We start from the raw sequence: 13,049 nt of genomic DNA on the forward strand, positions 1-13,049 counted from the left end.
ATTTTTATAGGATTTGTATATGAATATTAATAATGTGAACAGTATTATAATTAATAATTTAAATTTGGTTATGTATTATTTATCTTTTTTAATAATATTTATCATAATGTTTATTTTATATAAAAAATCTAATAGAGATAAATTAAAAGAGTTGTTAAAGTTTTTACACAAATACTATAATTTATTTTTTATAATTTTGTTTCTTATATCTTTATTATCATTCAGCAGTATTTATTTTACTCATACAAATAATGTAGAAAAAAGATTTGATAATGCACTTAAGTCATATGAACAAAGTATATCAAATATATTTAATAATTTATATATATCAACAAATAATCAAACCAATGAAAGCATAGTATCTAATAATAGAACATCTTCATTATGCACAAGTACAAGAGATAGAATATCAATAAACAATAATAATATTATGAATATGATAAGTAGTGAGGGAGATGGTTTTGATGAATTAAAAAAATCTTTTGAAATAGGTTTAGATTTATTAAAGGCTTCGCTTTCAGAAACAATGAAAAACTCAAATGATGTTCTTACATTCTGGTTTGCCTTTTTATCAGTGATAATGGTTGTATTTAGTTTTGCAGGTTATTTTATAAATAATAATATTTTGGAACAATCAAAAACTCAATTAAAAATGGTAGAAAGAGAGTCAAAAGAGTCTATAAAAAATATAAAAGAAGAAAGTAGAATAGAAACACAAAAAATAATTGATGAAAATAATAGATATATAAGAATATCACAATTATTTAATTTAGCTGATGATTGTGGTAAAAATAAAGATTACAACTCTCTTATAAAATATAATTTAGAAATAATAAAATTATATGGAAATGTTGATAATATAAAAGATAAAAATCATATTAATAATTATGCGGGGGCTTTTTATAATATAGGTACAGCTAAATATGAGTTAAAAATGTATGATGAAGCTATTTATTATCTTAATAAATCAATAGAATTAAATCCAGATAATTCTGAAGTATATAATAATTTAGGTCTAGTATATTATGCTAAAAAAGAATATGATAAATCTTTAAATTATTTTAATTATTCTTTAAGTTTAAATAATAAAGATCCTAAACCATATAACAATCGAGGGACTTGCAAAGAAAAATTGGAAGATTATAAAGGTGCTTTAGAAGATTATAATAAATCAATAGAATTAAATCCTAATTATTCAGAAGCTTATAATAATAGAGGCAATACTAAAAATAATTTATATTATATTTATAATAATATAGATTACTTAGAAGAAGCAATGAAAGATTTTAATAAATCAATAGAATTAAATCCTAATAATTCAAAAGCATATAATAATAGGGGATTATTAAAACAACATTTAAAAGATTATGAAGGAGCTTTAAAAGATTTTGATAAGACAATAGAATTAAATCCATATTTAGCAGAAGCATATAATAATAGGGGTGTGCTAATGAAAAATTTAAATAAAGGAAATGATGCTTTGAATGATTTTGATAAAGCAATAAAATTAAACTCATATTATGCAGAAGCTTATAGCAACAGGGGGTTATTAAAATTGCAAATTGGTATATTAAATAATGTTATTGAAGATTTTAATAAGGCAATAGAATTAAATCCTAATTATTCGGAAGCTTATTTTAATAGATATATTGCTAAATCATTATTATTATCCAAAATAACTGATAAAGATTTAGATGAATATAAAAAATCTTTTAATGATGACTATAATGATTTAGATACAGCCTACAATTTATCTAATGAACAATTAAGAAAAATAATACAAGACAAAATTATTGGTATGGCTATACAAGGAAATGAAGTAGCAATAAAATTCTGTAAAGATAAAGGCTGGAAATACTAAATAGATAGTATTAAAACTATATAAATATAATCATCAAAAATATATTCAGTACTTGAATTCATACACTTATATGCTATAGTTTAAATCATAAAATAATAAACTAAAAAATAATGGAAAATAACTTGAATATAAAAACTCAAAACAAAAAAATAGAACTTCTCGCACCTGTTGGAGATGAAAGAGCTTTGAAGGCGGCTGTTAATGCTGGGGCTGATGCTGTGTATTTTGGCACTAAAAGTTTTAATGCTAGAGTTGGTGCGGCAGAAAACTTTGATGAAAAGGCACTTGAAGAGAATATCAGATTTGCTAAATTAAGAGATGTTAATGTTTATATAACGGTTAACACTTTAGTTTATAATGATGAAATTGATAAAGTGCTTCCTCTTATAAAAAGTGTTTATAATATGGGGGCTGATGCTATTATAGTGCAGGACTTGGGTATTATTGATATAGTAAGAAATAATTTAAATATTGCAATGCATGCTAGTACGCAGATGTCTTGTAATAATTTAGAGAGTGTAAAACTTTTAAAAAGTATTGGACTTGACAGAGTAGTTTTAGCCCGTGAAATGAGTTTGGATAATATAAAATATATTAGAGATAATACTGATATAGAGCTTGAAACTTTTGTGCATGGAGCTTTATGCGTGAGTTTTTCAGGTCAATGTGCTTATTCATATCTGCATGGCGGAAGAAGTGCCAATAGAGGTGCATGTGCTCAGCCTTGCAGAATGGAATACACAGGAGGTAAAACTAATTATCCTTTAAGCACAAAAGATTTGATGACTATTGATATAATTCCTGATCTGCTTAAAAGCGGAATAACATCTTTTAAAATTGAAGGACGTGCAAAAAGAAGCGAATATGCCGCAATTACAACTTCTATATACAGGCATGCTATTGATTTGACTTTGGAAAATAAGGATATACCAATTGAAAAGTACAGAGAAAGTTTGATGAAGATTTTTAATAGGGGCGGATTTTCTCAAGGTTATTATTATAATTCAAAGGACATTTTTGAAAATTATAAACCAAGCCATGACGGTGAATATATAGGAAAAGTTACTGCATACAAGAAAAATAAGATATATATACATGCGGATAAAGAATTAAATGTATATGACGGGCTTTCATTTGGAGAGAGCGGAACGGTTGGAATGCAGATTTCTGATTTGTATAAAGATAATGAGAGAGTAAAAAGAGCTAAGGGAAATTTGAGTTTTTCTGCTGTTATAAAAAATGTCAATGTAGGCGATAAAGTTTATAGGACTACAGATAAACTGCAGATTGATGAGGCAAACAAAATAATTGAAAATGATAGTTTTAAACATATTCTTGATTTGAAATGCACAGTAGGATTTAATAATGACAAAATAAAATTGGAAGTTCATAGCAAATACGATGATAGATTAAATAATATAGAATATATAAGCGATTATATTCTTCAAGAAGCCAAAACAAAATCAACCACTAAAGAACATATTTTTAATTCTATTTCAAAGACTGGGGCAACTGTATTTGAATTTGAAAATATTATTATAGAAGAGAATTTTAAAAATCCTTTTATCCCAGTAAAAGTTTTAAATGAAGCTAGGAGAGGATTAATAGAAAAATTGGAAAATACCTTGATTAAGCCTAAAGAAATTCATTATAATAAAAATATTTTTAATGATATCAATTATCCTAATACTGATATAAAAGTTTTGATTGTAAACAGCGAAGAGAAATTAAAATTATATTCTGATATTCATTATGATAAAAAGATATTATTTCCAAGTGTTTATGATGAAAAAATAATAACACTTTTTGAAAATAAAAAAATAGACGGTATAATACTTCCTCATGTAACATTCGATAAAGATATTGAGGTTATAAAAAGCATAGCAGAAAAAACAGACGGCATGATTGTAATATGCAATAACTTGGGGCATATTGAAGCATTAAAAAATAAAGCTGTATTATGGTCTGGAATAGGACTTAATGCCATTAATAATTACAGTGTGAACTTTTTATATAAGTTAGGTATTGATACCGTGATATCAGCTGTTGAGGCAGGTAAAACTTTAAAACATACTATAAGCATCAAAGAAGGCTTTATACCTGCTATGAACTTTGCATTCTGTCCAAAAAGTATGTCGGTGGGATGCTCTAAATGCAAAGAAGAAGATATTATTGACCACAGAGGAAATACTGTAATATTTGACTGCGTGAAGATGTATAATAAAACTAGCTTTATATTAGAGCATATAAAAAATAAAAATGGAAATATTTATTATTATATTTATTAAAAAATGATATTAGAATTTTAAAATTCATTTTAATTTTTTCTAAATATTGTATTCATTGTGTTGTATAAGTAAAGAAACAAAAAGTTACTAAAAAATCATTTTTTTTATATAAGAACATCTTATATAAGGTTTATAAAAATTTATAGTCTTATAATATTTATACTACTATTATATAAAGGATAAATAATTATGAAGATTTTTAAGTTTTTATTTTTATTATTATTGATATCATCTTTATCATATTCTCAGGATAAAACTGTTTATATTACAGAAAAAGGAAAGAAATATCATAGGGAATATTGCAGAACAACAAAAAATTCAAATACAACTGCTATATCACTAAGTAAAGCTAAATCAATGGGATATTCTGCATGCAAAGTGTGCAATCCTTAAAAGCTGTTTAAGTTTAAAATTTTATTTACATACCCCGCCCTTTAATATTTTCTGTTTTAATTTAAATTATAATTTAAAATTATTTTATTGCTTAATTAGAAATTTCAGCCCCCGCCCAAGTTTTTATTAGCTTAGCAACTTTACTCAACGCACGGTCAATAGAATTTTATTTATTATTTAACTTATAATTTTTAATGCTCATAAGTTTAAAACTTTTTTCTGCGTGCGGTTTGAAAGCCTAAAATTTATAAAACTCTTTGGTTAAAATAAGTCAAAATAAAAGACTTGAATATATAATCCAAGCCTTTTTATTTATATTATTTATTTTAAATATCTTTTATTTGTATAAGAATCTCTTTATCTTTTTAGTAGGATTTTTTATAAACTCTTCTTTTTGTATTGTAAATCCTGATATTCTTCCGAACTCTGGAAGCATTTTATTAACTTCTATTCTATTATTTTCTATAAGTTTATTGACTTCTTCTTCGCTCAATTTTTCATTTTTTATTCTTTCTGCATCCAAATATAATAGAGCATGAAGTTTATTTTCTCTTTGTAAAACTAAAGACTCTAATATATATGGCATAGCATTTAATTTACTTTCAATTTCCTCAGGATAAATATTCTGACCGCTTGCACCAAGCAGCATATTCTTGCTTCTTCCTCTTATGAATATCCTGTTATTCTCACCAAGCACTCCTAAATCACCTGTTCTAAGCCATCCGTCTTTAGAAAGAACATCAGCAGTTGCTTTGTAATTTTTGTAATATCCAAGCATAACATTTTCACCTTTTACCATGATTTCTCCTACATCACCTTCTTTTTCAGCATCAATTTTAACTTCAAGTGTGTCAATTATGCATCCGCAGCTTCTAGGTACATGCTTATTCCAAGGTCCGTAACTGATTAAAGGTCCGCATTCAGTCATACCATATCCTACTGTAAATTTAAAACCTATATCCATAAGGAATTTTTCTACATCACTATTTAAAGCACTTCCTCCTATTATAACTTCGTAAAAATTTCCTCCGAAAGATTGTGTAAGTGTATTTCTGATTTTTGATTTTAGTAAAGATGATATAATAGGCATTTTTAATAAACCAGCAATTAAAGGTTTGCTTATGGTAGGGAGTATTTTTTTCAAATAAATTTTTTCTATGATAAGCGGAACCATAAGTATAAGATTAGGTTTTACTTCATCAAATGCTTTAAGTAAAATATTAGGACTAGGTATAGCATTAAGCATATATATGCATGCCCCTCTTGAAAATGGAAATAAAAAGTCAAATAAACATCCGAATACATGGGCAAGAGGAAGAAAAGAAAGTATATGATCATGAGGCTTTATAGGCATATTATTAATAGCATATCTTATATTTGCAGCTAATGAATTATGATTGAGCATAACTCCTTTACTGAATCCTGTAGTTCCTGAAGTATATATTATAGTAGCTAAAGTATCATTTTCAAATATAGTAAGATTAAAATCTTCTTTATTTATATTTTCAATTTCTATATCGATGAATATATTTTCAGATTTTTTATTATTTTCTGTATTTTCCTTTTCTATAGTAAAAGTGTCAAAATTATTTAAATGAAAAGCTTTAGTAAGAATTGATAAAGTATCAGTGTCAATTCCTTTTAATATATTTGAATCTGCAAATAAGAATTTAGCTCCGGAATCTTTGATAATGGATGCTATATCTTCTTTTGAAAAGTCCACAAGTATAGGAACTACGATTGCTCCGTAAGTTACTATTGAAATGTATGTTAAAGCCCAATTAACAGAATTCGCACCGCATAGAGCTATTTTTTCTCCTTTATGTATATCGAGCTTTTTAAAACCTGTATGTATTTTTAATATATTTTTGGCTATATCAGAATATTTTAATATATTATTAGTTCCATAATCAGCTAATGCATTTATATCCCAATTTTCTTTTATACTATTTTGAATATATTCGCTTAGTCTTTCTTTAATCATATTATATCAGCCTCCTCAATATTTATTTTTTATATATAAAAAAATTAGAAAATGTTAGCAACATATCTAAACATAAAAACTGCATGACATATATTGGATATTATTAACAGCGAATAAAACAAAGGTAAGAATAGAGTATATCTTTTGTTAGATTCATACATAGCAAGTCTGTAGAACACCATTGATATGTTTAGCAGAAGAAAACCTGTTAAATATAATATGGCACCGTATTCGCCTACAGCTGCAGATATTTTTGATATTGCTATGAGCCAAACCCAATTTAATAAAAAATAATAAATTGTTTCAGTAGCCCCGCGCCATCTGTACCCGAATATACTTCTTAATGTAATACCTAATATACAAAGTCCTGTAATAATTCCAAAAAAGCTCCAGCCCCATCCATTTTCTAATGATATTAGGCAGGGCGGAATATATATGCCCCAAATCATCATAATAAAAAATGCATGAGATAGTATATAAAAAACTTTTTTAGCTTTATTGTTAAAAGGGAAAAAATGGTATATTGAATTTATTATATAAAATATTGTTAAAAAGCTAGAGTATAGAGAAAATGAAGTTATTTCCCTGGCAGTTTTAGAATTAATTATTAAAAGCACTAAAACAGCTATTGCTGAACTAGCACATATTATGCATATAACAGCACTTATTTTAGAAACAGAATTTTTTATATTATTATTCAAATCAGCATTCATAATATTTTAATAATAAACCTTATTTGTAATAAAGTAAATGGTAATTTATAACTATTTTCATATTAAAGCAATAATGTATTAAAAAATTTAATTATATAAATATAAAATTATACGATATAATAAGATTAAGATTATTTATTAAAATAATACAATTAAAATATAAATAGGTATATAAAATGATATTAAACAGCGAATTAAAACAAAATATTTTAAATAGGTTTAAAAATAAAAAAATAGCAGTTTTGTATGGCGGATTAAGTTCCGAGCGGGAAGTTTCACTTAGAAGCGGACAGAATGTTTATAAGGCATTAACTAGCTTTGATGAAATAAAAGATAATTGTATTTTAATAGATGTAAAGGATTCTTATGAATTGGTAAATACTTTAAAAGAAAATAATATTGAATACTGCTACAATATTCTGCATGGCACATCAGGAGAGGACGGAACTATTCAGGGGCTTTTGGAAAGTCTTAATATTAAATATACAGGCGAGAATATTTTAGTTAGTGCCGTTTGTATGAATAAGGTTTATACAAAAAGAATATGGAAGTCTTCAAATGTATCTACTGCAGATTTTATGCTTCTTAAAGATGTTAAAGAGATTAATGATAAAAGTGTGAAAGGAAGTTTACTCACTTTTAATTTTCCTATAATATTAAAACCTATATCAGACGGCTCAAGCGTAGGTGTTCATTTGATAAAAACAAAATCAGAGTTTGAAAGTATAGTAAGCGGTATAAAAGAAACAAAAAATTATTTTTTAGAGCCTTATATAAAAGGAAAAGAAATCACAGTAGGCTTAGTAAGACAAGACGATGATAATATTTATGTTTTTCCTATACTAGGAATAAATTCTAAAAATGAAATCTATGATTATGAGGCAAAATACACGCCCGGAAAAACAGAGATGGAAATGCCTGCGAAATTATCAAAAGAAATGGAAAATAAAGTGATGGAAACATGCAAAAAGGCTTATACAGTTTTAGGCTGCAGCGGGCTTTCAAGAATAGATGCTATAGTAGGGGAGGACAATGAAGTTTATCTTATGGAGGTAAATACTCAAGGAGGCATGACTAATACTTCTGATATACCTGCAATGGCTAAGCATGTAAATCTTGATTTCAATAATCTTGTTTTGTATATATTAGGTCTTTTAAAATAGTTTTTATAAAAAAACATATATGCAGATATTTATTTGCATATATGTTTTAATTTTAAACTATAGTAATTAAATTTGAATAATCATTTTTATATCCCATTTGATCGAGCATTACAGAAATCTCACCTCTATGATGAGTGTCATGATTTAATTCATGCATTATCAAATGATATCTAGGTTTTTTTATTACCGCATTTGGAACTATTACTTTTTCTGATATATTAAAATCTTCTATACTATTAATAATAGCTATTATAACATCATCTAATTTTGTTCTTATATCTATTAAACTTTTTAAATCTTCATTTATACTTATATTGAAAGTAAAATCTTCATTTAGATAATTTAATATATTTTCATTTTCTATTTTCTTCTTGCTTGAATATTTTCTGTATTCTTTAAAGAAATACATATCGCATTGAATAATATGCATAAATGTTCCATGTATGGATTTAAAATATGCATTGTTTTCTTTTTTTAAGTCTTCATCTTTAACTGTTTGTAAAATTTCAATGAGTTTTTTATTTGCATTTTTATTGTATAAAGCCATCATATTCATAATTTTTTTTGCTGTTTTATCTATAGGCTTTTTATTTGAATTATCTTCTATTTTTGTATTTTTTTTATTTTCATCTTTGGAAGCATTTGCCTTTTTAGCACTTAACAGATTATATTTCATTTCCTTAACTTTCTCTGTAATATTTTTCTTTTCTTCCTGAAGTTTTTTTAACTGATTTGTTTTTAATTCTTTAACATTTTTCTTTAAGTCTTTAGTTATAGATGATTTTATTTTTTCAATATCTTTTATTTTTTTGTCTAGTTTTTTTGATTCTTTTTCTATTTTTTTTGCAATTTCACTGATATTGTTTTCAATCATAATGATAAATCCTAAAATAATATTTTTTGTATTATATTATATTAATTTTATAATTCAATATTTAATATTATTTTTTAATAAATAAAAAAAGATGCCGTAAAATAAACAGCATCTCTTTTTATTTATAAGAACAAATAATTATTGTATGTCTTTGTAAGGTGAAGTACCTGTATATCTAGGCTTGTAATCACTATTTCCTTGAGCATCAATATAGAACTGCTCTAAAGTAACAGTACCGTCATCATTAACTTTCCCTATAGGGTCATACTGCCAGAATTTATGAGCTTCAAATGTAACTTTTTGATCTGTAGTTTGAGGTTTTCCTGTTTCTCCTAACTCAGCAGATATCCAGCCGTCAGGTGCCCAAGAAATACCAAAAACACTTCTCCATTTTTCAGGTACAGCATAAGGGAATATTAAGCCTGTTTTTGTATCAACAGCTATCAAAAAATTATCCAATTCTGGAGGTAATAATACTGTTCCTGTATATCTGTAGAAGTAGAATTGTTTTTCTATTTCATTTTCAACAGCAGTTTTAAATGGATTAATTCCTCTGTATACATATACTTGCAAACCTGTTATAGGTAATGGACTACTAGGAGTATCTCCTGGCATTTGATTTCCACTTTCTCCATCTGGGGCATTGTAAATATAGCAAGTATTAGTACCATCATGGTTAGCTGTCCATTGTCTAGGACCTGTAGCAGCTGTTCCGTCATCTTTAAAGAATGTAAAATGAGGAACTGTTTTATTGTCTGTTTCAAATTTTAAAAACATTTCATCAAAATTTATAGATGTTGTTGGAATCTCTGGGGTAGTTCCTCCTCCGCCATTTTCTCCGTTATCGGTATTATTATTAGGGTTATTGGGATTCTTATTTGCACAAGATATAATAATAATAGCTAAAATCAAAATGGATATTTTTTTAATCATAATTTTTCTCCCTACATTTTTGAAAAATTGTAGTTTATTATTGAAATTATCACAATATCATATTTCTATAATGTATAGTTTTAAATAATATTTTTTAGTTTACATATTACATTATAATACATTTTATACATATTTTGATTTTATAAAAATAAATTGAAGACATTTTTAGAAAAATGTATATTTTTTATATTGAATTTTTATAAATTTATTTTAATATCTCTTATATAAAAATTATATTTCGGAGTTTAAAAATGAAAAAAACAGCCATTATATTAAGTTTTGTTTTATCATCATTTATCATATTGTCATGTGCTAAAGATAACCCAAACAACCCAAGCAATAATAATAATAATAATATATCTCTTTCAGAGAGAGCAGGTACTTACAACGGAACTATTTCTTCTATGGGAATGAATCTTGTTATGACACTTGATAATACAGGAACTATAACATCATTGATGGTTAATGGAAATGATAGTTTAGATCCAGCCAATCCTATAAAATTTGACCCTAATTCAAAAGAAACAGTTTTCGGTCCATTTACTGCAACTGTTAAGATGAATGTTAACAGTCAAGTAATATCTCAAAGTGCAAAAATAAAAGTAACATTTAAATCAGGAACAGATAAAACACAAGGAGCTACAGTTGATATTGATATGTCGACTGGAAATGCCTTTAATCCAACAATGAATGCTGATTTACAATATCAAGCTAGTTAATTTTATTTAAAATATGAAGAACATACTATATCTGGCAATAATTATAAGTTTTTTATGTTCATGTACGAATCCATTTAATTCGAGAGAAAGATATTATTATAATTCTAATAAAAAACAAAATTATCCGGATATAGATATGCCTTTATATGATGCCAATGATGCATCGGATCCTTTTAACAGCAAAGAGGATTGGAATAGAATAGATTATAAATTTAACGGAAATGAATTATATAACTATTTTATGAAAATAAGTTTTAAGGTTACAACTGTTCCTGTATATTCTTTCTTTTTGCCTAATGACGGAAGAGAATGGAAAAAAGATTCTTCAAGCTATTATGATGAATATACTTTTGATGCTAGCGATGATGGCAACACTACAGCAACTCCTATAATTACAAATCTAATAAAAATATCTCCTATGACAGTATATCGTTACGGTAAAAATCCGTTAGTAAGTTCTAGCGGAGTTTATAATTCTTCTGAAAGAATAAAACGGTTTTTCTTTATAAGATTAGTAGGCATAGCAGGCGTTAAGTTAGATAATTATTTGATAGCTATAGATACATACAGTAAATATATATTTGCTTATGCTAAAATTACAAAGTATTCTGATATATTGGGACAGCTTCTTCCTACTGAATTTAAGGCTATAGAACATTATCATTTAGGGTATAAATTCTATGAATATGATCCTATAGGATTTATTGATGCAAATAAAAATATTATTCTATATCAAGTATATGAAGATGATATGACAGCTAATTCTTCAAAATATGTACCTAGATATACAGGTATAGGCGGAAAAGCAGCCGAGCAGATAGATAAAACTACAACAGGGCATTCTCCTTATGCTAGAGAGGCAGCCAAACAATAATTAATCTTCATAATTCTTTTTTTTGTCTATATACTTTTTTAACAAAGTTTTTATTCTATCGTATTTAAAACCTTTACGCATTAATGTCTTTATAATATAATCTTCTTTTCTTTCTTTATTTTCATACAGTTTATAATATTTTCTTATAGCATCTTTTAAGGCTTTATCATCTATTCTATCGCTTATAGAGTTTTGTGCTTTTTCTATTAAACTTGGCTTTACTTTATTTTTCTTTAAATAATCTATTATATGCCTTTTGCTTTTTCCTTTAAGTTTTAGGCTATTAATTGCTATTTTTACGAATCTTTTATCATCTATAAGATCATATTCTTTGCAGTAGTTTACAGCATGTTTAATAAATCTTTTTTTATGTCCTTTTTTTGTAAGTTTTTCTCTAAGCATACCCTCGCTTATAAATCCGCGTTTAAGTATTGATACAGCAGATTTTCTTGCGGCAGATTCAAAAGCCCTGAACCTTATATGCGGTATTTCATCATATTCAAGCTCCATTCCCTCATATAAATCAAGTTCATAGAGTCCGTTTTTTGGTATAGTAAATACATCTCCGCCTGATACTTTGATATATATCTTATCGCCTTTTAATTTCATTTTCAAAATAACCATAATAAAAACAGTATAATAAATATAAATAGTTTTTCAAGTATAATTTAAAATTTTATTTCTTATTTATTTTTTATAAGATAAAATAAAATCTATATCTTCAGAGCTTAATATATTTTTAGGTATTATTATCGCAGACATTTCATCTGTATAGAGAAATATGCATTTGTTTGCAGAATCTATTTTTTTTATTTCATCTTTATTAAATTGACTTGTTCCTCTGTCCTCTTTAAAAATTACTTTATCATCATATATAGTTAATTCTTTATCTCCGAAAACCTTATCCAATTTACCGCTTCTTGCATACTCTTTCACTTTTTTCACTATCTTTTTTTCAAGACGCTTTTTATATGTAAATATTTGAAGTATAGAAAAAGCAGATACTAGTAAAGCTATTATCACTATTAAAAATGCATTATTTCTAAAGTATATTGCCATAGATGCAAATACAATAATATAAAGTGCTATGAGTATAATAATAGTTTTTTTTATTGATGATGTAATATTTGAATTTGATTTTAAATAATGAAGCTGAAAATCTATAAAATCGTCTTCAGTTAATCTATATTTATATTCTTTTTTCATTATTTTTATATACCTTTTACAAATATTTAACTTTTATTAGT

12 protein-coding genes are annotated in these 13,049 nt (G+C 25.9%); 6 read left to right on the forward strand and 6 right to left on the reverse strand.

The window, feature by feature from the left end; all coding sequences use genetic code 11:
• The first annotated feature begins 19 nt into the window (after positions 1-19).
• From BFL38_RS01165 to BFL38_RS01175, 3 genes are all read left to right on the forward strand, one after another.
• Positions 20-1,861: a tetratricopeptide repeat protein gene (locus BFL38_RS01165; protein ID WP_069725338.1), complete on the forward strand. Its 1,842-nt coding sequence runs from the start codon at positions 20-22 to the stop codon at positions 1,859-1,861.
• 110 nt (positions 1,862-1,971) lie between these two features.
• Complete coding sequence (locus tag BFL38_RS01170) at positions 1,972-4,149, forward strand: peptidase U32 family protein (RefSeq protein ID WP_069725339.1); 2,178 nt, start codon at positions 1,972-1,974, stop codon at positions 4,147-4,149.
• Between the two features lie 189 nt (positions 4,150-4,338).
• Positions 4,339-4,542 (forward strand): hypothetical protein, encoded by a 204-nt coding sequence (locus BFL38_RS01175; RefSeq protein WP_069725340.1) that lies wholly within the window; start codon positions 4,339-4,341, stop codon positions 4,540-4,542.
• A gap of 337 nt (positions 4,543-4,879) precedes the next feature.
• Here the strand turns inward: BFL38_RS01175 and BFL38_RS01180 are convergent, their stop codons facing one another.
• Positions 4,880-6,526: an AMP-binding protein gene (locus BFL38_RS01180; RefSeq protein ID WP_069725341.1), complete on the reverse strand. Its 1,647-nt coding sequence runs from the start codon at positions 6,524-6,526 to the stop codon at positions 4,880-4,882.
• 44 nt (positions 6,527-6,570) lie between these two features.
• Positions 6,571-7,239: a PAQR family membrane homeostasis protein TrhA gene (gene trhA / locus BFL38_RS01185; RefSeq protein ID WP_069725342.1), complete on the reverse strand. Its 669-nt coding sequence runs from the start codon at positions 7,237-7,239 to the stop codon at positions 6,571-6,573.
• A 176-nt stretch (positions 7,240-7,415) separates the two neighbouring features.
• Here trhA and BFL38_RS01190 point away from each other — a divergent pair, with 176 nt between their 5' ends.
• Positions 7,416-8,402 (forward strand): D-alanine--D-alanine ligase family protein, encoded by a 987-nt coding sequence (locus tag BFL38_RS01190; protein ID WP_069725343.1) that lies wholly within the window; start codon positions 7,416-7,418, stop codon positions 8,400-8,402.
• Between the two features lie 52 nt (positions 8,403-8,454).
• Here BFL38_RS01190 and BFL38_RS01195 read toward each other — a convergent pair whose 3' ends face one another.
• The gene (locus BFL38_RS01195) at positions 8,455-9,276 is read right to left on the reverse strand and encodes a DinB family protein (protein ID WP_069725344.1); all 822 of its coding nucleotides are present in this window, start codon (positions 9,274-9,276) and stop codon (positions 8,455-8,457) included.
• Between the two features lie 138 nt (positions 9,277-9,414).
• Positions 9,415-10,209, reverse strand: a complete 795-nt coding sequence (locus BFL38_RS01200) for a hypothetical protein (protein ID WP_069725345.1) — start codon at positions 10,207-10,209, stop codon at positions 9,415-9,417.
• Between the two features lie 251 nt (positions 10,210-10,460).
• Here BFL38_RS01200 and BFL38_RS01205 point away from each other — a divergent pair, with 251 nt between their 5' ends.
• Both BFL38_RS01205 and BFL38_RS01210 read left to right on the forward strand, forming a co-directional pair.
• Positions 10,461-10,928 (forward strand): hypothetical protein, encoded by a 468-nt coding sequence (locus BFL38_RS01205; RefSeq protein WP_069725346.1) that lies wholly within the window; start codon positions 10,461-10,463, stop codon positions 10,926-10,928.
• Positions 10,929-10,941: 13 nt separating this feature from the next.
• Entirely contained in the window at positions 10,942-11,802 is an 861-nt protein-coding gene (locus BFL38_RS01210) for a hypothetical protein (RefSeq protein WP_256097165.1), read from the forward strand.
• Here the strand turns inward: BFL38_RS01210 and BFL38_RS01215 are convergent, their stop codons facing one another.
• Both BFL38_RS01215 and BFL38_RS01220 read right to left on the reverse strand, forming a co-directional pair.
• Positions 11,803-12,411: a regulatory protein RecX gene (locus BFL38_RS01215; protein WP_069725348.1), complete on the reverse strand. Its 609-nt coding sequence runs from the start codon at positions 12,409-12,411 to the stop codon at positions 11,803-11,805.
• A gap of 78 nt (positions 12,412-12,489) precedes the next feature.
• The gene (locus tag BFL38_RS01220; protein WP_069725349.1) at positions 12,490-13,008 is read right to left on the reverse strand and encodes a YcxB family protein; all 519 of its coding nucleotides are present in this window, start codon (positions 13,006-13,008) and stop codon (positions 12,490-12,492) included.
• Positions 13,009-13,049 lie beyond the last annotated feature (41 nt).

It is taken from the genome of Brachyspira hampsonii (genome assembly GCF_001746205.1).
GTDB classification, from domain to species: domain Bacteria; phylum Spirochaetota; class Brachyspiria; order Brachyspirales; family Brachyspiraceae; genus Brachyspira; species Brachyspira hampsonii_B.

Excerpts from the sequence above, each read along its gene's own strand:
- BFL38_RS01190 (WP_069725343.1), top strand. The coding sequence starts at position 7,416 with ATGATATTAAACAGCGAATTAAAACAAAATATTTTAAATAGGTTTAAA.
- BFL38_RS01220 (WP_069725349.1), bottom strand. The coding sequence starts at position 13,008 with ATGAAAAAAGAATATAAATATAGATTAACTGAAGACGATTTTATAGAT.
- BFL38_RS01200 (WP_069725345.1), bottom strand. The coding sequence starts at position 10,209 with ATGATTAAAAAAATATCCATTTTGATTTTAGCTATTATTATTATATCT.
- BFL38_RS01205 (WP_069725346.1), top strand. The coding sequence starts at position 10,461 with ATGAAAAAAACAGCCATTATATTAAGTTTTGTTTTATCATCATTTATC.
- BFL38_RS01195 (WP_069725344.1), bottom strand. The coding sequence starts at position 9,276 with ATGATTGAAAACAATATCAGTGAAATTGCAAAAAAAATAGAAAAAGAA.
- BFL38_RS01210 (WP_256097165.1), top strand. The coding sequence starts at position 10,942 with ATGAAGAACATACTATATCTGGCAATAATTATAAGTTTTTTATGTTCA.
- BFL38_RS01165 (WP_069725338.1), top strand. The coding sequence starts at position 20 with ATGAATATTAATAATGTGAACAGTATTATAATTAATAATTTAAATTTG.
- BFL38_RS01175 (WP_069725340.1), top strand. The coding sequence starts at position 4,339 with ATGAAGATTTTTAAGTTTTTATTTTTATTATTATTGATATCATCTTTA.
- trhA (WP_069725342.1), bottom strand. The coding sequence starts at position 7,239 with ATGAATGCTGATTTGAATAATAATATAAAAAATTCTGTTTCTAAAATA.
- BFL38_RS01180 (WP_069725341.1), bottom strand. The coding sequence starts at position 6,526 with ATGATTAAAGAAAGACTAAGCGAATATATTCAAAATAGTATAAAAGAA.
- BFL38_RS01215 (WP_069725348.1), bottom strand. The coding sequence starts at position 12,411 with ATGAAATTAAAAGGCGATAAGATATATATCAAAGTATCAGGCGGAGAT.
- BFL38_RS01170 (WP_069725339.1), top strand. The coding sequence starts at position 1,972 with ATGGAAAATAACTTGAATATAAAAACTCAAAACAAAAAAATAGAACTT.